17 protein-coding genes, 8 tRNA genes and 2 pseudogenes are annotated in these 16785 nt (G+C 34.8%); 19 read left to right on the top strand and 8 right to left on the bottom strand.

Going from position 1 to position 16785, the window contains the following annotated elements:
• Positions 1 to 6: 6 nt before the first annotated feature.
• On the bottom strand, positions 7 to 513 hold the full coding sequence (locus tag FGL66_RS06230) for an antibiotic biosynthesis monooxygenase family protein (RefSeq protein ID WP_180809016.1): 507 nt from the start codon (positions 511 to 513) through the stop codon (positions 7 to 9).
• A gap of 247 nt (positions 514 to 760) precedes the next feature.
• On the opposite strand from FGL66_RS06230, the gene hemE reads away from it, so the two are divergent.
• The 12 genes from hemE (at position 761) to FGL66_RS06170 (ending at position 6102) form a co-directional block, all read left to right on the top strand.
• Entirely contained in the window at positions 761 to 1801 is a 1041-nt protein-coding gene (hemE, locus tag FGL66_RS06225; RefSeq protein ID WP_180809015.1) for a uroporphyrinogen decarboxylase, read from the top strand.
• A 39-nt stretch (positions 1802 to 1840) separates the two neighbouring features.
• A complete protein-coding gene (hemH, locus tag FGL66_RS06220; protein WP_180809014.1) occupies positions 1841 to 2779 on the top strand; it encodes a ferrochelatase in 939 nt (312 codons plus the stop codon).
• A 5-nt stretch (positions 2780 to 2784) separates the two neighbouring features.
• Positions 2785 to 4182, top strand: a complete 1398-nt coding sequence (gene hemY / locus FGL66_RS06215; protein ID WP_180809013.1) for a protoporphyrinogen oxidase — start codon at positions 2785 to 2787, stop codon at positions 4180 to 4182.
• Between the two features lie 210 nt (positions 4183 to 4392).
• Positions 4393 to 4968: an RBBP9/YdeN family alpha/beta hydrolase gene (locus FGL66_RS06210; protein ID WP_180809012.1), complete on the top strand. Its 576-nt coding sequence runs from the start codon at positions 4393 to 4395 to the stop codon at positions 4966 to 4968.
• A gap of 428 nt (positions 4969 to 5396) precedes the next feature.
• A tRNA-Met gene (locus FGL66_RS06205) sits at positions 5397 to 5470 on the top strand.
• 10 nt (positions 5471 to 5480) lie between these two features.
• A tRNA-Asp gene (locus FGL66_RS06200) sits at positions 5481 to 5557 on the top strand.
• Positions 5558 to 5564: 7 nt separating this feature from the next.
• Positions 5565 to 5637, top strand: a tRNA-Phe gene (locus FGL66_RS06195).
• A gap of 14 nt (positions 5638 to 5651) precedes the next feature.
• Positions 5652 to 5724, top strand: a tRNA-His gene (locus FGL66_RS06190).
• Positions 5725 to 5738: 14 nt separating this feature from the next.
• Positions 5739 to 5812, top strand: a tRNA-Gly gene (locus FGL66_RS06185).
• Between the two features lie 11 nt (positions 5813 to 5823).
• A tRNA-Asn gene (locus FGL66_RS06180) sits at positions 5824 to 5898 on the top strand.
• A gap of 1 nt (position 5899) precedes the next feature.
• Positions 5900 to 5971 (top strand) — tRNA-Glu (locus tag FGL66_RS06175).
• A gap of 42 nt (positions 5972 to 6013) precedes the next feature.
• Positions 6014 to 6102: transfer RNA gene (locus tag FGL66_RS06170), tRNA-Ser, on the top strand.
• A 171-nt stretch (positions 6103 to 6273) separates the two neighbouring features.
• Here FGL66_RS06170 and FGL66_RS06165 read toward each other — a convergent pair.
• The 6 genes and pseudogenes from FGL66_RS06165 to FGL66_RS09790 all read right to left on the bottom strand — a co-directional run.
• Complete coding sequence (locus FGL66_RS06165) at positions 6274 to 7323, bottom strand: site-specific integrase (RefSeq protein WP_180809011.1); 1050 nt, start codon at positions 7321 to 7323, stop codon at positions 6274 to 6276.
• Positions 7324 to 7518: 195 nt separating this feature from the next.
• On the bottom strand, positions 7519 to 8487 hold the full coding sequence (locus FGL66_RS06160; RefSeq protein WP_180809010.1) for a DUF3644 domain-containing protein: 969 nt from the start codon (positions 8485 to 8487) through the stop codon (positions 7519 to 7521).
• 341 nt (positions 8488 to 8828) lie between these two features.
• On the bottom strand, positions 8829 to 9149 hold the full coding sequence (locus FGL66_RS09795) for a hypothetical protein (RefSeq protein WP_258007260.1): 321 nt from the start codon (positions 9147 to 9149) through the stop codon (positions 8829 to 8831).
• 50 nt (positions 9150 to 9199) lie between these two features.
• Positions 9200 to 9655: an ImmA/IrrE family metallo-endopeptidase gene (locus FGL66_RS06150; protein WP_180809009.1), complete on the bottom strand. Its 456-nt coding sequence runs from the start codon at positions 9653 to 9655 to the stop codon at positions 9200 to 9202.
• A 106-nt stretch (positions 9656 to 9761) separates the two neighbouring features.
• Positions 9762 to 9950, bottom strand: a pseudogene (locus tag FGL66_RS09875) (helix-turn-helix domain-containing protein); the annotation flags it as partial.
• Between the two features lie 5 nt (positions 9951 to 9955).
• Positions 9956 to 10050 (bottom strand): annotated as a pseudogene (locus tag FGL66_RS09790) (site-specific integrase); the annotation flags it as partial.
• A 270-nt stretch (positions 10051 to 10320) separates the two neighbouring features.
• Between FGL66_RS09790 and FGL66_RS06140 the strand changes: the two are divergent.
• The 5 genes from FGL66_RS06140 (at position 10321) to menC (ending at position 15223) form a co-directional block, all read left to right on the top strand.
• Positions 10321 to 11025: a DUF969 domain-containing protein gene (locus FGL66_RS06140; protein ID WP_180809007.1), complete on the top strand. Its 705-nt coding sequence runs from the start codon at positions 10321 to 10323 to the stop codon at positions 11023 to 11025.
• Positions 11018 to 11944 carry a DUF979 domain-containing protein gene (locus FGL66_RS06135; protein ID WP_180809006.1) on the top strand — a complete coding sequence of 309 codons (927 nt, stop codon included), beginning with the start codon at positions 11018 to 11020 and terminating at the stop codon, positions 11942 to 11944. The genes FGL66_RS06140 and FGL66_RS06135 overlap by 8 nt, the downstream gene beginning before the upstream one ends.
• 14 nt (positions 11945 to 11958) lie before the next feature.
• Positions 11959 to 12600, top strand: a complete 642-nt coding sequence (gene pcp / locus FGL66_RS06130) for a pyroglutamyl-peptidase I (protein WP_180809005.1) — start codon at positions 11959 to 11961, stop codon at positions 12598 to 12600.
• 230 nt (positions 12601 to 12830) lie between these two features.
• Positions 12831 to 14237, top strand: coding sequence for an o-succinylbenzoate--CoA ligase (menE, locus tag FGL66_RS06125; protein WP_180809004.1), 1407 nt, complete (start codon positions 12831 to 12833; stop codon positions 14235 to 14237).
• 2 nt (positions 14238 to 14239) lie between these two features.
• Complete coding sequence (menC, locus tag FGL66_RS06120; protein WP_180809003.1) at positions 14240 to 15223, top strand: o-succinylbenzoate synthase; 984 nt, start codon at positions 14240 to 14242, stop codon at positions 15221 to 15223.
• On the opposite strand, the gene yidD is transcribed toward menC, so the two are convergent.
• Positions 15220 to 15456 carry a membrane protein insertion efficiency factor YidD gene (yidD, locus tag FGL66_RS06115; RefSeq protein WP_180809002.1) on the bottom strand — a complete coding sequence of 79 codons (237 nt, stop codon included), beginning with the start codon at positions 15454 to 15456 and terminating at the stop codon, positions 15220 to 15222. The two genes, menC and yidD, sit on opposite strands and share 4 nt — an antisense overlap.
• A gap of 62 nt (positions 15457 to 15518) precedes the next feature.
• Between yidD and ytkD the strand changes: the two genes are divergently transcribed.
• Together ytkD and FGL66_RS06105 are read left to right on the top strand one after the other, a co-directional pair.
• Complete coding sequence (ytkD, locus tag FGL66_RS06110) at positions 15519 to 15983, top strand: RNA deprotection pyrophosphohydrolase (protein WP_180809001.1); 465 nt, start codon at positions 15519 to 15521, stop codon at positions 15981 to 15983.
• The gene (locus FGL66_RS06105) at positions 15970 to 16761 is read left to right on the top strand and encodes an alpha/beta hydrolase family protein (protein ID WP_180809000.1); all 792 of its coding nucleotides are present in this window, start codon (positions 15970 to 15972) and stop codon (positions 16759 to 16761) included. The genes ytkD and FGL66_RS06105 overlap by 14 nt, the downstream gene beginning before the upstream one ends.
• Positions 16762 to 16785: the final 24 nt, after the last annotated feature.

Genomic DNA, 16785 nt, shown 5'->3' with positions numbered 1-16785 from the left:
ACTTTTTTAGATTTCATCAGTTACTGGATAGAAGTATTTTTCAAGATAGTTCGCATGTACGTTGGATGCACCGGCTAAAGGTTTAGTAGCTTCGTAAGATAAATATTTACGAAAAGCTGATGACTTTTTATAATCTTCATAATGTGGTCGAGATGTAAATCCGAGTAATACTTTATAAATATTATGGTTTTTAGGTTTTAACAGTCTATAACTACAAAAGCCTTCAAACTGATCGACTTTCGGTACGTAGTTTTCAAGTTGTTTTTCGAGCTGATATTGATGATCTTCTGTTGTAGGTATTGTAATCAATATTTGAAAATGAGCCTCGTCAATCGTTCCGACACTTGTCAATACGCGATAACTATTAGGCTGTTGAAAGCGTGTTTCTTGATTTGTTTCATCTATAATAATGGATTGATCATCACCAGAAAAAATAAGCATATGGCGATCTTGATGTTGCTGTTGAATCTGACGTAAGAAATCAAAAGTACCATAAGTGATATAAAAGTTCATAATACACGACTCCTTGTTTGTTAATGTGATATCTATAAAAAAGAAAATTGTATATCCTTATTATACCCATAAATTAAAAAGTGTTACCATCTTTAGAATATTTATTGGGAGGCATGATATACTTTATGATGTATGATTTTATTGCTATACAACATTTAACTTTTTTGTGACAATGGTATTTTTCACAGCGTTCTTTAATGTGGATATGCTATATTTGGAAAGAATGATTGTATTTAAGGAGGACCAAATGAATAATACGTTTAATGATACGATGTTACGAGCGATAAAGGGGCAGTCTGTCGCACATACACCGGTTTGGTTTATGCGTCAGGCAGGTCGTTCACAGCCAGAATATAGGAAGCTGAAAGAACAGTACTCCTTATTTGATATTACACATCAGCCAGAGTTATGTGCCTATGTGACGAAATTACCAGTAGATCAATACAACACGGATGCAGCTGTTTTATATAAAGATATTATGACACCGTTAAAAGCAATTGGGGTAGATGTAGACATAAAGTCAGGCATTGGCCCAGTGATTTCAAACCCAATTCGCCAGTATTCAGATGTGATGGCATTGGGGAAAATTGATCCTAAACGAGATGTACCTTATGTGCTCGATACAATTCAACTGTTAACGAAAGAACAACTTAATGTACCACTCATTGGTTTTACGGGGGCACCTTTTACATTAGCAAGTTATATGATAGAAGGAGGTCCATCTAAAAACTACAATAAAACAAAAGCGATGATGTATAGTGATGAAGCAACATGGTTTAAATTGATGGATACACTTGCTGATATGTCTATTACATATGTTAAAGGTCAAGTTGAAGCGGGAGCACAACTTATTCAGATTTTTGATTCATGGGTAGGTGCACTTAATCAAGCAGATTATGACTATTTTATTAAACCTTGTATGGAAAAAATGGTATCAGGAATTAAAGCTTTGGGTATTCCTGTTATTTTATTTGGTGTAGGGGCAAGTCATCTTATTCAATCTTGGCAACAATTGCCGATTGATGTACTAGGATTGGATTGGCGAACATCTATACAAGAGGCAAGTCATCAAGGGGTAACAAAAACACTTCAAGGTAATCTTGACCCAAGTATATTACTTGCACCATGGGAAGTCATAGAAGCACGCTTGAAGCCTATTTTAGATCAAGGAAAAGCACATAGTGGGGGACATATATTTAATTTAGGACATGGTGTATTCCCAGAAGTAAAGCCAGAAGTGTTGGGTCGTGTAGCTCAGTTTGTGCATGACTACACTGCTCATAAGTGATGGCATATTGAATACGCATATATAAAGGACGGATGAAAGATGACAACTAAAGTAGGTTTATTAGTCATGGCTTATGGGACGCCATATAAGAAAAGTGATATTGAGCCATACTATACAGATATTAGAGGTGGACGTAAACCGAGTCGAGAAGCGTTGGATGACTTGGTAAGACGCTATGAGGCAATAGGTGGGCTTTCTCCACTTGCAGGAACAACAGAACGTCAAGCTGAAGCATTGGTAGATAGATTAAATCATAGTGCTTATTATCAAGATGTAGAGTTTAAATTGTATATTGGACTTAAACATATTCACCCATTTATTGAAGATGCAATAGAAGAGATGCATAAAGATGGTATCACTGAAGCTGTTACAGTTGTGTTAGCACCGCATTACTCACAGTTTTCAATTGGTTCATATAATAAGCGTGCAAAGCAAAAAGCAGATGAGTTGAATATTGTGTTGCACCACGTTAATCATTATTACAAACAACCCAAATTTATTGAATATTGGTCGATGCGTATTACTGAAGTGCTTAATCATATTCCAAAATCTGAGTACGACAAGACAATGCTTATCGTATCAGCACACAGTTTGCCAATGAAGCCAGTGCTTGATTCTAATGATCCTTATCCATCACAAATTTCTGAAACAGCAAGAAGTATCGTAGAACATACATCATTACGACAAGTAACGGTGGGATGGCAATCGGCAGGCAATACAGGTACACCATGGATTGGTCCAGATGTACAAGATTTAACACGTGAACTTGCTGAGAAGGGTAACTTTAAGCACTTTATATATACACCAGTAGGTTTTGTGGCTGAACATTTAGAAGTATTATATGATAATGACTATGAATGTAAAGTTGTGTGTGATGAGGTTGGCGCTGCATATCATCGTCCACCAATGCCTGACACACATCCTTTGTTTATTGATGCAATCGTAGAAGAAATAACAACAGTGTATAAGAAAGCGTGAGTAAAATGACAAGTGTGGCAATAATAGGTGCGGGTATTACAGGATTAACGAGTGCATATTTTATCAAAAAGGCATATCCTAATCTTGATGTTACAGTTTATGAAGCTTCGAATGTCCCGGGAGGAAAAATTAAAACAGCATATAGAGAGGGTTATGTGATAGAGTTAGGTCCGGAATCATATCTTGGACGCAAAACCATTATGACAGAAGTTGCTAAAGATATTGGATTGACAGATGATGATATTGTAACGAATGAAACAGGACAATCTTATATTTTTGCAGACAATCAACTTTATCCCATTCCTGGTGGTGCGATCTTAGGTATTCCAACTGATTTTAAGCCATTTATGACAACACAGCTTATCTCTATGAAAGGCAAACTACGTGCATTGAAAGATTTGACGATGAAACCTTTGGAAATGCCAGAAGGTGATATGTCGGTGGGGCATTTTTTCCGTGAACGATTGGGAGATGAATTATTAGAAAACTTAATCGAGCCATTGTTAAGTGGTATTTATGGTACAGATATTGATGAGTTAAGCTTAATGAGTACATTTCCTAACTTTAAATTATTAGAAGAAGAGCACGGTAGTATTATTAAAGGAATGCAAAAAATTCGTAAAGCACGTTTGCAAAAAGAAGCGCATATTCAAGGACCTCAAGGACAATTTAAACAATTTAAGCGAGGGCTATATGATTTTATTATGCACCTTGAAAAATGGCTTCTCAAACATGATGTAACGATTCATTACAATACAAAAGTAGTCGACTTAAAAGCGATGCAAAAAGGCTATCATGTGGTGTTAAATGAGGAAAAACAAGTGTATTACGACGGTGTCATCGTAGCGACACCACATCAAGTGTTTCGCCAATGGTTTAGTAATGATCCAATGTTTGACTACTTTGATTGTTTAGAGGCATCTTCTGTGGCGACGATTGTATTTGCTTATGATGAACAAAATATTGAGAATATCCACAATGGAACAGGATTTGTTATTGCACGAACAAGTCATACAGATATTACAGCATGTACGTGGACTTCTAAAAAATGGCCACATACAGCACCAGAGGGCAAAGTTCTAATTCGTGCATACATTGGTAAACAGGGCGATAATATCGTTAACGAACAGACTGATGAGGCGCTCGTTGAAATTGCTCAACGAGATTTAAAACAAATGATGACATTCAAGGGAGAACCAGAATTTACAATCGTTAATAAAATGCCTTATGCAAGTCCACAGTACCATGTCGGACATATTGAAAAAATTAAGCAAATTCAACAACATATTTTATCAAACTATCCACATTTACAAGTTACAGGGGCACCATTTGAAGCAGTTGGATTACCAGATTGTATTAAACAAGCAAAACAAGCAGTGGATAACTTAATTCCACGTTTATAATGATATAGGTGTTAAGTTAAGTGATATGGGCATTATATAACGTAACAATGCAGTCTTATGGAATTTTCCATTGGGCTGCTTTTTCTATTTATATAAAGGGGAAATTTAGAGCTTTAAACAGCGTATCATTTTTGAAAATTTCGAAAATTATTCAATGATTTACGAATAAATAGTGTGGTATGATAAGAATATGAGAGAGGAGTCCTATTTATGACAAAAGTTTATATTATACATGGTTACCAAGCGAATAGTCAGGATCATTGGTTCCCATGGTTGAAAAAAACTTTAGAAATTGAAGGACATCAAGTTATTACTTTAGATTTACCAAATACAGATTGTCCAGATGGTGATGAGTGGTTAGCATACATGAAAGAAAACATAACAGATGTTAATAAAGAGACTATCTTTGTTGCCCACAGTCTAGGTGTCATCACAACTTTAAAATTTATTGATGACTTAGATGTATCAGAAGTAGGGGGACTTGCAATGGTATCAGGTTTTGTTGGCAATTTACCAGAAGATGCCCCTTTATTACCAACTCAAAAGGTCTTAGATTCATTTTTTAAATGGGAAATAGATTATGAGTATTTACAAAAGAAAATATTACATATGTTTGGTATTGCAGCAAAAGATGATTATGTTGTGCCTATTGAAGCTTCTCGGATTGTATGTGAAAAATTAAATTGTAAACTGTATGAAAAAGATAAGGGCGGTCATTTTTGTAAAACAGATGGCTATGATGCATTTCTGTATCTAAAAAATAAAATTGTTCATCATTTCGATTAAAAAGACACTACTCGATATTTAAATATTTAAGAGGTTAAACTACTTTGGTGAAACAAAGGTAAAAGCTTAATAATGACCATTCAATCAGTAGGTATCTAAAATGAAATATTTTTTAACAATTTTTTATTTTTAGCTACTTTTATTGGCGTGGGATATGAAAGATTTGCTTTCTATTCTACGCTTTATTCAGTATTTAAAACACTTTAAATAACTATATACTATAAAGTGTTTTAATTTACACAAAATATTAAGCGTGTGTGTATTGACCTTTTGAATAGAGGTAGATATACTGGAAAAGTCTTAATGATTTATTGATTTTTGAATTTATATTTACAAGTGTTCAGACCAAAATAAATCAAAAAAAGATATTGACATTTATAGTGCGAATTGGTATTATTAATAAGTAAGTGATTAGAAAATAATATTGCCGCGGGATGGAGCAGTTCGGTAGCTCGTCGGGCTCATAACCCGAAGGTCGGTGGTTCAAATCCGCCTCCCGCAATATTTTAAGTGGTCCCGTAGTGGAGCGGTTTAACACGCCTGCCTGTCACGCAGGAGATCGCGGGTTCGATTCCCGTCGGGACCGCCATTATTATGGTTCAGTAGCTCAGTCGGTAGAGCAAAGGACTGAAAATCCTTGTGTCGGCGGTTCGATTCCGTCCTGAACCACTTCTAAAATTACGGCGGTTGTGGCGAAGTGGTTAACGCATCGGATTGTGGTTCCGACATTCGTGGGTTCGATTCCCATCAGCCGCCCATATCGTTGTAATGCGGGTGTAGTTTAATGGCAAAACCTCAGCCTTCCAAGCTGATGTTGTGGGTTCGATTCCCATCACCCGCTCCATTTTTTATTATTCCACAGTAGCTCAGTGGTAGAGCTATCGGCTGTTAACCGATCGGTCGTAGGTTCGAGTCCTACCTGTGGAGCCATGGCCCCTTGGTCAAGCGGTTAAGACACCGCCCTTTCACGGCGGTAACACGGGTTCGAGTCCCGTAGGGGTCATAGAATCAGAAGTGAAATATCGCTTCTGATTTTTTATATTTTGGAAGATTGTCCGAGTTGGCCGAAGGAGCACGCCTGGAAAGTGTGTAGGCGCCACAAGCGTCTCAGCGGTTCGAATCCGCTATCTTCCGTTATTTGCTTATATTTCGTTGTTCTGCCGTTGTATCTCGTGACTATAAACGTTGATATGACGGCTTTTTGTTGTCTTTTGTTAGTTTTCGTTAAATTTGGTATTTTGAATGGAACGTCCCCAAAATGCTGGAAAAATAGAAAAACGTCCCCGAGAAATAATATCACGTCCCCTACATTGATTTTATTAGCTTTAGAGCCTTTTGGGTCTCGATTTTATTAGTTTCATCAAGTAGGTGTGAATAAACATCTAATGTAGTTTTAATAGTAGAGTGACCAAGACGTTTTGATATATAGTAAATTGAAACGCCACCGTGTAATAAATAAGAACAGTGTGTGTGTCTAATCGAATGCAATGTAAGTTTACCAAGTCGGTTTTCTAAACAAAATTTTTGAAGGACTTTCGTAACAGCATTGTTTGTTATCAGGGAGTAACCAGTGTTAAATATTTGTTTATTCATATTGATTGGCATTTCTGACAATGTTGTTCGTAATGTTTTCATATCTTCAGGTGGAATGTCAACTATACGATCAGATGTTTCTGTTTTCGTACCTCTTAAATGAATCGTATTTTTTAAGTAGTCAATATCATCAGTTGTTAATTTTTGAACTTCCCCAAAACGTCCTCCGGTAATAACTAAAATGTAGATGAAAAGGTATGATTGAATAGGGGTACTTGCTACATATGCTTTCAATTTTTTGTAGTCCTCTATATTCATAAACTTGGTTTCTTCTGGTTGGCTTGGCTTTTTTCCTTTAACCACTGCCTTGTATGTGGGGTCTTTATATATAAGACCTTCTTGTATTGCGTCTGTTAAAGATGCTTTGAGACAATTGTGTATCTTTTTGACCGATTCGGTGGCGTGATTAGCGCCATACCATTTGATAAATTTACGATACAAAATAGTCGAGAAGTTGTTTAATGTAATGTCGTCTAGATTTTCAGTTGCTAAAAATTTTTTAAACTGATTAATAGCATTAACATACGTCTGATATGCTTTATCTGTAATTACATTCTTTTTGTTGACCTCAATCCATTGTTCATAATAGTCGATAAAAGAACTTTTGTTGTTAATAACGATACCTTGCATTAGTTTGTTTTTAGCAATTGTTTCAGCTTCAGTCGCTTCTCTTTTCGTTTTAAAGCCTTTCTTTTTATATCGCTTTCCTTCATAGCCGAAATCATAATACCATTTGTTACCATTGTATTTTTTAACACTCATTCTCCTCACTCCTTTAAGAACGTATGTTCTGTTGTGTTTAAAAAATATATAGGGCAGGCGAACTACCTTATATATTTTTATTGAATTACACTACAATATGACTTATAATAAAAGCAAGATAACTCGAGAAGGATTAACGCTGGGTCCCAAAATGGGGTAGGTGCATTTGCACTGAGCATTCCTATGTGCCTGGGGTTATCTTTTTTTATTTCTTAAACTATCCACAAATTTTGTTGGATTCTTTCTTATTTCATTAACGATAAATTCAATAAATTGTTGGGAATAAGTGAAGGATTTTTGTTTTCCTATTTTGTGCTTATATGCATATTTTTCTTCGTTTTTGATATCGTAAAAATCAATTATTAAATTTAACACAAATTGATTGAAACCCTTAGGATATGTCATATTTATATTTTTCTTTTTGAGTCTTTCATTCACTGCTGTTATTACATTGTTAAACGAGTATTTATGTGTATCTGATGGGTCTTTATATTCTTTAACAAAATCGACTTTAATATCTGACCCTTTGTGAACAGCTACCATGAAATCAGCATCTTCTGTCTTTTTTGTAATGTATAGATTTTGCTTAATACCAATTGAAAATTTATCGGAATTATATTCCTTACTTAATACATCTATATCATTGGATTCTTTAATTAATTTCTCTGCAATTTCAGGTGGGTATTTCAATTTAATTTGCTCATTAGATAACGGTTCATAACTAGCAGAAATAGTTAAAAAATTTTGAGAAATATTTTCAGAAACATCTTTGTTATGGAATCTCATAGTCTCATTAATAAAATTCATTACACATGCCTGGAATAAAGGAGCATACTTGACCTCGTATTCTTGAGTAATAAAATGAGTGCTAATATTTCTTAAATCCACAATTTTCTCTAAATTCAATCTAATTCGAGTATTACAATCTGGATAGATTAATTTGATAGCGTTACTTAAACTAATGGTTCTATTAGGGTGGTCTTCGTAATAAATATTTTCTCCACGATTCAATAATTCTGCTTTTAACATTAATTCCCATGCATTACAAATAAAAAACGAAAATCCTTCGATTCTATATTTAATAGTAGGTTTATTATATATTTCTAACCCTAAAATAAAAGATTCAATACTTTTATCGACTAATTGTTTGCTTAAATTCTCCATCCCTCAACATCCTTCCTATATATAATCGCACTAATCACTTATTATAAAACTACCTTGCCAATAACTTTCATATTTAACAGTTTTATTATCAGTGATTAATTCATACAAAGTTTTATTGCCTGATAAAGGTTTCAATTCACTCATTTTGATACCCCTTAACTCTAGGTATCATTGACACCTTAGTATGAAATAAGTCGTGTTTATTCTTATGTTTCATTAAACTTAGAAGTTCTTTTGAATTGATATTTTGAAAATCTATTTGATGAGCAGTATAGATGATTTTAAGGTTTTGATAATTTTCACTAAATTCATAATTTCTTAAACCATACGCAAAAGATAAATCAGTTAACTTCAATGTATTTTGATGAATTATTTATGATGGTCTCTTGCCAAATTTCATTGAGTTGGTATTCTGGAACAAATGGAAGCCCATGAGATGTTTGGACTTTATCATAATATAAAATAGTAATATACGTTTTTTTATGTTTGGGTATTTCATTAATTCCGCTTAAAGTAAAGTCAAAGTATAAAGGGGTGTTGAACTCTAGCTCACTAAAATCTTTTATGACTTTTTTATTTTCTTTTTTATTTTCTTTTTCATTTTCTTTTTCATCTTTAATATAGAATGATATGTTACTTATCATTGGTCTTAAATCCTCCATACTCAACCTCCCTAAATTTATTTATTAAACGCATGAAGCGATTTAATCAGTTATATATCTTTATATATTGTTAATGGCTCAAATCTGATTAGATAATCGCCATGTTTAATCTGTAAACCGTATTTCATTTTATAATGTTCTAAGGTTTCTTTAATAAAGCTCTTAGAAACTTCAAAATAAATCGCCATTTCATGAAGATTTTGAACACCGTATTTAAAAGCCTCAATTAAACCTTGCAATGTAATCAATGTTTCATTAGCAAGACGTCTAGCTTTTAATTCGAATTTCCTATTTAGCATGTTTGACTGATCCAGTATATTACCATGAGTAATTCGATAATGTGCGATTTCTTCAGCTAAGACTTCATGTTTATGGTAGCTAGTCATATCTTTATCTATCAAAATAGCACCATTAGCGTAAATGCCTTTAAAGCCACCTTTCAGACTAAATTCATCACTAATAGGTATATGACTATTATCAATTATTAACTTTTCATACATAGTCATATGTATTGCTCCTTTATTGTTTTCTGTGTTTTTGTTTGACGAATTCGGTATATTCTAAAATTTCGTCAAGTTCTTCTTGTGTGTAATCTCCTTCAAGATGAGCAGCTAAAGTGTCTTGTTCAGGTTGTTCAAAATCAAGTATCTGTTCTAGTTTGATATTTAACCCTTTGCAGATTTTAAGTACATTTTCAACTTTAGCATTGAAAACGCCTCTTTCTAATATAGAACGAACTGTTGTATAAGCTAACCCTATATCTTCCGAAAATGCTTTAACAGAACCAAATTTCATTTCCATCAAATGTAATATATTGATACACCTTCGTGTAACAAAAATGAGCAATGTGTGTGTCTAATAGAATGTAACGTATGTTGCCTAATGAATTATTCAAACAAAAATCAAAAACTCTATCAGAGCTTTATGTTTAAATAGATTTGCGTTGTTTGTAATTATTATGATCCATCATATTGATTATCTCACTTATATTATATGCACATAATACAAATGAGCGAACTGACATCAATAGAGATGCTATTTAGACCGCTCTAGTCATATACAAGGAGGCTATAAAAAACATTATTTTCATTTTATTTTTCAAAATATTTAAAAAACATATTGAACTAAAATAAAAATTTTTATAACATATTCAAAAAGGGAGGGAGATTTTATGGAATGGATTAAGTTAATAGGTATTATCATTATTATTTTAGGTTTTATGTTTAAAGTGGATACCATTGCGGTTATTTTGACGGCAGCTGTTGTTACAGGTCTTGTGTCGGGTATGAATTTTATCGAATTATTAGAAGTTTTAGGTGATGCTTTTATTGAGAATCGATTGGTTACACTTTTTATTTTGACATTACCTATGGTGGGACTTATTGAAAGGTTTGGTTTGAAGAAACAAGCAACTCGGCTTATTACGAATATAAAAGAAATTACGAGTGGGCGTTTAATGACGGTTTATTTATTTATCAGAGAGATTGCAGGTATAGCATCTATAAGAATTGGAGGACATCCTCAGTTTGTCAGACCACTGATTAATCCAATGGTACAAGGTGCTTTGAAAACACGTTTTAACTTGAGTGACGAAGAGGTTGATTCAAAAGATGTTGAGAAGATTAAGGCGGAAACATCTGCAATGGAAAATTATGGGAACTTTTTTGGTCAAAATTTATTTGTAGGATCAGCTGGTATTTTATTAATGGTGGGGACGTTCAAATCATTAAATATTGAAGTTTCTGCTATTAGCTTGGTGCTTGCTTCTGTACCTATTGCGCTAATAACTTTAGTGATCGTCACACTTAAAAATATATATTTTGATAGATATTTAGAACGTAAATATAGCAATAGGCAGGTGGATCATAATGAATGAACAAACGTTAAATCAAATTCTTGAGTTTTTCTATATTTTAATTGGATTACAGCTGTTGTATACGGCGCTACGTGTATTAAAAGCTCCAGGAAACCCTAAAAAATATGGCACGGCATTATTTTGGTTTTTACTTGCGTTAACTTTTATGATTGGACCGTATATACCTAAAGCTATAACAGGTGCGTGTATTTTAGGGATGGGTGTACTCACTTTGTTCAAACAAGTTCAAATTATTAATATTGTTGATGTAACTGAAAATGAAGGAGAGCAAGGTGCACAAAAATATGGTAATAAACTCTTTTTACCCGCAATTGTTCTGGCGGTTGTCGCAGTTATCGTATCGAACTGGACACCATTTGGCGGAGCGATTGGATTAGGAGTTGCCTCTGTTGTAGGTGTGATTTTTGCATATTTCTTAATTAAACCTAAAATGAAATATATCTTATATGATAGTGACCGTTTAACACAGCAAGTAGGAACGGTGGGTATTTTACCTCAATTTTTAACTGCATTAGGTGTATTATTTACAGTTAGTGGCGTTGGAGATGTGATATCAAATGGTATTTCATCATTTTTACCACATAATAACCACTTTATTGGAGCTACTGCATATATTTTGGGTATGGTATTATTCACGATGTTAATGGGGAATGCATTTGCAGCGTTTACAGTGATTACAGCAAGTATTGGTATACCTTTTGTCATTGCACAAGGTGGAGATCCAGTCATTGCGGGAGCACTGGCAATGACAGGTGGTTTTTGTGGAACGTTATTGACACCTATGGCAGCAAACTTTAATACATTACCTGTTGCACTATTAGAAATGAAAAGTGAGTTTTCGGTTATTAAAGCACAAGCACCTGTTGCATTGATATTAATTGGGGTACACATTGTATTGATGTATGTATGGGCATTTTAAAAGGAGGGCATGTGATGAATATTTTAGTTACAGCATTCGATCCATTTGGTGGAGAAAAGGTGAATCCAGCACTTGAAGCAGTGAAACGTTTACCTGGAAAGATCGGAGAGCATACGATTACAACACTCGAAATACCGACTGTGTTTCATAAGTCAAAAGATGTTATTGCGGAGCAACTGAAAAAACAACATTATGATGCCGTATTAGCGGTTGGACAGGCTGGTGGGAGATTTGAGATCACACCAGAACGTGTAGGAATTAATTTAGATGATGCGAGAATTGCTGATAATGAAGGAAATCAACCTATTGATGAACCGATACAGCAAGATGGCGCACCTGCATACTTTTCAACATTACCTGTAAAGCATATGACAGCAGCCATTAAAAAAAGTGGAATTCCTGCAAGGTTATCTAATACAGCAGGAACCTTTGTTTGTAATCATATCTTATATCAACTTGGTTATTTAGCAGATAAATTATACCCAGATTTAAAATATGGTTTTATTCACGTGCCGTTTATTCCAGAACAAGTTGTTGATAAAACAAATATGCCTGCAATGTCTATCGAAACGATAACGGTAGGCTTAGAAGCAGCTATTAAAAGTATCGGTGAAAGAGATACAGACGCACGATTCGTTATGGGAGAAACACATTAAATTTTGGGATAGATACTTGAGTTTATAATTTATTAAATATAGGCGCATGACCGGAATCGGATCATAAAATCTTTGTAGTCATTAAGATTTTTATTCGATTTCCGGTCTTTATCGTTATGCAGATAAACACCATTAAAAGTACTTTTATATTAAAGGTTAAAACGCTAACAATGCATTTGCTACTAAATATAGCTATAATAAGAATTGAGTATTTATGAGGAGGTATCAGCATGGAACATTGGCTGGTAAAACAAGTACAACAACAACCGGAAGCAATCGCGATAGAAACAGCATCACGACGTTTAACATTTCAACAGTTGTATGTACTTGCCCAAAATTATGGCACACGTTTAAAGGCGCTTAAAGACCGACGAATAGGATTACTGGTTGATAATTCAGTAGAAGCATTAGCACTGATACATGGTGCATGGCTATATGGCATTGAGATAGCATTGATTAATAATCGTTTAACAGATGAAGAGATACGTGCACAAATGCAATCCATCCATGTTCGGACAGTTGTTGTAACAGAGCGTTATCGATTGAGATGTCATCAAATACAAATGACCCATCTAACTTGTATAACATGTGATGACATACCATTTGTGCATCGGCTTATACCTTCTACTACATTTCATGAGACTGATATTGCTTCGATTATGTTTACTTCTGGGACAACAGGATCTCAAAAGGCAGTACCGCAAACATTTAAAAACCATCGTGCTAGTGCTGAAAGTTGCAAAGTCAGTTTAGGATTTGATAAAACCTCCCGCTGGTTAGTCGTTTTACCCATTTATCATATTTCTGGATTGAGTATTGTTATTCGTAGCGTATTATATGGTTTTACTTTATTTTTAATGGATAAGTTTGATGAAGTGCGCGTGCTTAATGCGTTACAGCAACAACATATCACACATATTTCTTTAGTTCCACTTACGTTACAACGTCTGATGTATGCAGGTTTGACAAAGCCATATCATTTGGAAAAAGTATTACTTGGTGGTGCAAAATTAGAGAAAAAGTTTGTTGAGCAGGCTTTATCATATCACTTACCAATATATAATTCATTTGGTATGACAGAGACTTGTTCACAGTTTTTAACAGCACATCCGAATATGTTAGCATCACATCCTGAAACAGTCGGACGTGTGAGTCAGCATAATCAATTGAAAGTTATAGCACCGAATGCACAAGGTCACGGAGAGTTGTGTGTAAGAGGGGATAACGTGATGAATGGTTATTTATATCCCAGTGATGTACCAGGATGTTTTGATGCAGAGGGGTATTTTAAAACTGGAGATATCGCAAGCATCGATCATCAAGGATATGTTGTGATTCATGATAGACGTAAAGATTTGATAATCAGCGGTGGTGAAAATATTTATCCAAATGAAATTGAGCGGATTGCCAAACAACATCCAGCAGTTATCGATGCGATGTGTGTAGGGATTTATGATGAATATTGGGGACAGCGCCCATTTTTGTATTTAGTAGCACAAGAATGTATTGAAGATATTTGGGAGTTTTTAAGCGAGCGTCTCGCAAAGTATAAATTACCAGTAGATATACAATATGTGACGAAGCTACCTTATACAAGTACAGGTAAGTTAAAAAGACAGTTGTTGAATGGAGATTAGCAATGAAGTTATTAGAGTTACACTTTTACCATTATGCTCCTGTTTTCAAACATAAAATACAAACGCCTAAAGTCATAATGGAAAAGCGTGAAACATTATTTATTGGTACTGTTGATGAAAAGGGTAAAGAGTGGTTTGGGGAATGTAATGCCTTTGAGACAGATTGGTATCACTTTGAAACAATTGATACGGTCAAACACGTGTTGAGCCAGTGGTTTGAAAAGATTAGAGGAAGAGAGATAGCTAATTTTAAGGCGGCACAGGAGTTATTGGATGATTTGAATGAAACACCAGCAGCACGAGCAACAATGGTTATGGCAATGTATCAAATGTTTCATCAATTACCGACATTTGATATTCCGATGACTTTGACAATTAATGGTGATATGGAACATCGATTGATGCGCTTAGATCGAGCAGGGCGTATTAAAATTAAATGGAATGCCAACATCGTTGAACAAGTTAAGATGTTAACTACAATGTATCCTCATATCCCGATATCTACTGATGCAAATCAAACACTGAGTACGAAAGATAAAGGCTTACTTGAGGCACTGAAACACTATAATTTGGCATATATCGAAGAACCATTCGAGAGTCTTGATCAGTATGAATATTCGGAAAAGATGCCGTCTATTGCAATCGATGAGCACGCAACAGATCAGCAGACGATTTTAGAGGCTTTAAGCCGGTATGATATTCGTGTTGTTATTGTCAAACCGTTTCGTTTAGGTGGGATTGATCGTGCTTTAGAGTTGATAGATCTATTACGAGCATATGATGTTTCAGTCGTTATTGGTGGGATGTATGAATGTGGTTTGAGTCGGTATTTTACAGCATTATTGAGTCAAAAAGGTGATTATGCTGGAGATATCACACCAACAGGTTATTACTTTATAGAGGATATTGTAGACAATACAGGTTGGCTAGAGGGGGATAAGTTATATTTTGAACCCCCTATTGTCAATACGGAACGACTCAATTAATGACGAGGGGGTTTGTTGTGTTTTAATGGAACCGGATCAAATCCTCCCTTATGAAAAGGATGACATTTTAAAATACGTTTAAGACTAAGCCAGCTCCCTTTGAATATACCATATATTTGAATTGCCTCAATAGCATAATTCGAACATGTTGGATAAAAGCGACAAGATGGAGGGGTAAGTGGTGAAATAAAGCGCTGGTAAAATCGAATACATTTGATAAATAATGACTTCATATTGCACACTCCTTATTGAGTAAGTAAAGTCATTGTATCATAAAATGAAGGGAGAAGATGTTGTGGAGTATTTAGATACTGCCAATCAAAAAGTGAGCCTCACCTTTCGTGCAGAACAGGATATACGAAACGGGCAGCACGTATTAGCATTGCCAATATATCAAAATCAGCTCGTACTAACACAGCACTGCGAGCGTGGCATAGAGTTTCCCGGGGGGAAGTGTGAAGCTGGAGAAACGAGTGAAGTTGCACTGCGTAGAGAATTATTCGAAGAAACGGGCGCACAAATAGAGATGGCTTACTTTATTGCTCAATATACAGTTGATGCGAAACCTGTACCATTTACGAAGGATGTATATGTAGTCATTGTAGATCATATTGAAGTTAAATCAGACTACTTGGAAACAAAAGGTCCAGTATTCGTTCGTAATATAGAAGATATTCCTGTGGATCAACGTAGTGTGTTATTAGATGATCCAGCAGTATTGCAATGTGTGGAAAGGATGACTGAGCTTGGTTTTTATTAATACAAAGCGTATGCCAGCGGATTTACGGACACATTATGTTGAAGAGGTACAATATAATGTGAATGAACTTATTGTACGTGGATTGATGGTTACACCTTTTCAATCTGTTCAGCGTATTGTAGTTTATTTACGTGGAGGTAAAGGACAAGTAGGACGTGTGCGTTTGGGACGTTTATTGCAATTTGTCCATGATAGGACACTAGTGTTTGCTCCTTATTACAGAGGAAACAACGGAAGTGAAGGACATGATGAGTTTGCAGGTGCAGATTTGTTAGATGTGATTCGTGCTGTGAAAATATTAAAAAATATGTATCCTGAGGCATCTGTACATTTGATTGGTTTTTCTCGTGGTGGAATTCAGGGGTTACTAACATTTCAAAAAGTGCAAGCAGATAGCTATATTATTTGGGGTGGTGTAACAGATATTCGGTTGATGTATGAGGAACGTAGTGATCTGAGAGGAATGTTAAGGCGAATGATCGGTCACCCTAAGAAACATCCGATAGCGTATGAACAGAGGGAAGCATTGCGCTATATTCATGCACAATCACCGCCTATATTAATTATACATGGAGGGCGAGATAAACAAGTAAATATACATCAAGCGTATCATTTAGAGGAATATTTAAAAACGGTACATGCATACTATGATACATATTATCAAATGTTAGAAGGTCACGTACCAAGACCATATGCAATGGATGATGTTTTGCAATATATTAATCAATGGATGGATAGTGTTGAAAATGATAAAAAAAGAGATGCGATGCAAATTTAATTGCATACATCTCTTTTTTATTAG

Origin of the sequence: Staphylococcus sp. 17KM0847 (assembly GCF_013463155.1) — a bacterium.
Classification (GTDB): domain Bacteria; phylum Bacillota; class Bacilli; order Staphylococcales; family Staphylococcaceae; genus Staphylococcus.
This window is presented reverse-complemented; position numbering and strand designations above follow the sequence as displayed.

What these genes read in the sequence shown, in the direction of transcription:
- FGL66_RS06230 (WP_180809016.1), bottom strand. Translation starts at nt 513, where the DNA reads ATGAACTTTTATATCACTTATGGTACTTTTGATTTCTTACGTCAGATT.
- hemE (WP_180809015.1), top strand. Translation starts at nt 761, where the DNA reads ATGAATAATACGTTTAATGATACGATGTTACGAGCGATAAAGGGGCAG.
- hemH (WP_180809014.1), top strand. Translation starts at nt 1,841, where the DNA reads ATGACAACTAAAGTAGGTTTATTAGTCATGGCTTATGGGACGCCATAT.
- hemY (WP_180809013.1), top strand. Translation starts at nt 2,785, where the DNA reads ATGACAAGTGTGGCAATAATAGGTGCGGGTATTACAGGATTAACGAGT.
- FGL66_RS06210 (WP_180809012.1), top strand. Translation starts at nt 4,393, where the DNA reads ATGACAAAAGTTTATATTATACATGGTTACCAAGCGAATAGTCAGGAT.
- FGL66_RS06165 (WP_180809011.1), bottom strand. Translation starts at nt 7,323, where the DNA reads ATGAGTGTTAAAAAATACAATGGTAACAAATGGTATTATGATTTCGGC.
- FGL66_RS06160 (WP_180809010.1), bottom strand. Translation starts at nt 8,487, where the DNA reads ATGGAGAATTTAAGCAAACAATTAGTCGATAAAAGTATTGAATCTTTT.
- FGL66_RS09795 (WP_258007260.1), bottom strand. Translation starts at nt 9,149, where the DNA reads ATGGAGGATTTAAGACCAATGATAAGTAACATATCATTCTATATTAAA.
- FGL66_RS06150 (WP_180809009.1), bottom strand. Translation starts at nt 9,655, where the DNA reads ATGACTATGTATGAAAAGTTAATAATTGATAATAGTCATATACCTATT.
- FGL66_RS06140 (WP_180809007.1), top strand. Translation starts at nt 10,321, where the DNA reads ATGGAATGGATTAAGTTAATAGGTATTATCATTATTATTTTAGGTTTT.
- FGL66_RS06135 (WP_180809006.1), top strand. Translation starts at nt 11,018, where the DNA reads ATGAATGAACAAACGTTAAATCAAATTCTTGAGTTTTTCTATATTTTA.
- pcp (WP_180809005.1), top strand. Translation starts at nt 11,959, where the DNA reads ATGAATATTTTAGTTACAGCATTCGATCCATTTGGTGGAGAAAAGGTG.
- menE (WP_180809004.1), top strand. Translation starts at nt 12,831, where the DNA reads ATGGAACATTGGCTGGTAAAACAAGTACAACAACAACCGGAAGCAATC.
- menC (WP_180809003.1), top strand. Translation starts at nt 14,240, where the DNA reads ATGAAGTTATTAGAGTTACACTTTTACCATTATGCTCCTGTTTTCAAA.
- yidD (WP_180809002.1), bottom strand. Translation starts at nt 15,456, where the DNA reads ATGAAGTCATTATTTATCAAATGTATTCGATTTTACCAGCGCTTTATT.